The sequence below is a fragment of the Mesorhizobium sp. M7A.F.Ca.US.007.01.2.1 genome, from assembly GCF_003998165.1.
Lineage (GTDB): Bacteria > Pseudomonadota > Alphaproteobacteria > Rhizobiales > Rhizobiaceae > Mesorhizobium > Mesorhizobium ciceri.
This window is the reverse complement of record NZ_RZQP01000475.1, coordinates 1-1425: the sequence shown is the minus strand read 5'-3', so window position 1 is coordinate 1425 and position 1425 is coordinate 1. Positions and strand designations below refer to the sequence as shown.

Annotated in this window: 1 protein-coding gene; it reads right to left on the bottom strand. The window is 59.2% G+C overall.

Translation table 11 applies throughout. The features are described 5' to 3' along the window. Window positions 1-161 precede the first annotated feature (161 nt). A complete protein-coding gene (locus EN949_RS35255; protein WP_206526418.1) occupies window positions 162-1268 on the bottom strand; it encodes a glycosyltransferase family 2 protein in 1107 nt (368 codons plus the stop codon). Window positions 1269-1425: the final 157 nt, after the last annotated feature.

Here is a 1425-nt window from a genome sequence, read left to right as displayed (position 1 = left end):
CCCTTGAGGCATATGGTCCAATGCATCGGCGATCAGCCCTCAACCGTTCTGTTACGAGGTCGGCCTCGCGGTGGCCTGTCCGTTCTTCTGCACGATCTTCATCCTTTGCGCCCATTGACGCGGTCCTCAATCTGGTAGCACCCCCCCGCTGCCGCTATCTATCAGTTGGACATTTCACGCGCTCGGAACGCGCCCGAGTTGGGCGACAGCCGCTTGTATGCGGACCGTGCGTTCCGCAGGATCCATTGCGGCGCAAGGAGCGTCGGCACTGCGCGGGTCCAATAGTGCGGCATTCCATGGTAACGGCCGTACAGGTACCTGATCGCTGCGCTCACCGCGATGGTCCGTCCCTCCGCAGTTTTAGCGTTGTTCAACCGCGCCATCACGTGCGTATCAAATATCCGGCGGCGAAACGCTTCGCACACAGCGGGTGTGTCCGCGAACAACGCGAAAGCAATCTGATCATAGGCGGCAACGTCGATCTTCAGGCGATCCAGCCAACCGAACTTGATATTGAACTGGTCGTTGCCCGACCGATAGCCGACACAAGGTTCTTGGACCACGCCCCATTTTCCAAACCGTTCGACAACACGGCCGATGATATAAACTTGGACGTAGTAATTCTTGAATTCCGAGACATTAGGCTCGGATGCGATCTCATTCCATTTGGCACGGTCTATCACCAGGGCGGACATGAAGCCCAGCAGATCACCCATCGTCGCGAACAGCGTACCGGCATCGGCGATCAGTTGTGTAGGCGGGATCCGACGGATGCCGGTCCGGCGCGTCATCGTCACGTCATAGTCGATCACGCCTAGCGTTAGACCGGTTACGCCGGGCCAACGCCGGATCGCTTCCAGCACCCGTGCTAGCCCGCCCGGTTCCAGATGGTCGTCGTCGCCCATCAGCCAGATGTAATCGCCCTTCGCCGCCTCCACGACCGCCAGGAAATTGCCGTCCACTCCCAAGTTCTTCGGCTGGGAAAGCAAGGTGTAGTGCTTGATGCGACCCTTATAGCCTTCGGCCACGGCGACCGTATTGTCCGGTGAAGCATCATCGCTGACCACGACCTCGATCTCGTCCTCCAAAGCTTGGGCGATGATGCTGTCTAACAATTCCGCCAGCATGGACGAGCGGTTGTAAGTCGGGATGCAGATCGAAATGGTCGGCATGGGTTTCGGTCTGCGGCCAGGATCGGTGGTTACACGGCGAGGCCGGCGCGCGCGATGAGCGGCTGCCACCAATGCTCGCAAGTCGTTCTCGTCCATCGTGCTCTCCTGGAGGTCAATCCGAAGACTGGCCGCCGGTCAATCGCCGAACTCCCCGAAATCGGCGTCGACCTGAATCATGAGTTCGAGGTATTTCCACGCTATCCACCGCCAGGAATAACTGCTCGCCCTGGCGTTCCCCTTGGTAACCAAACGC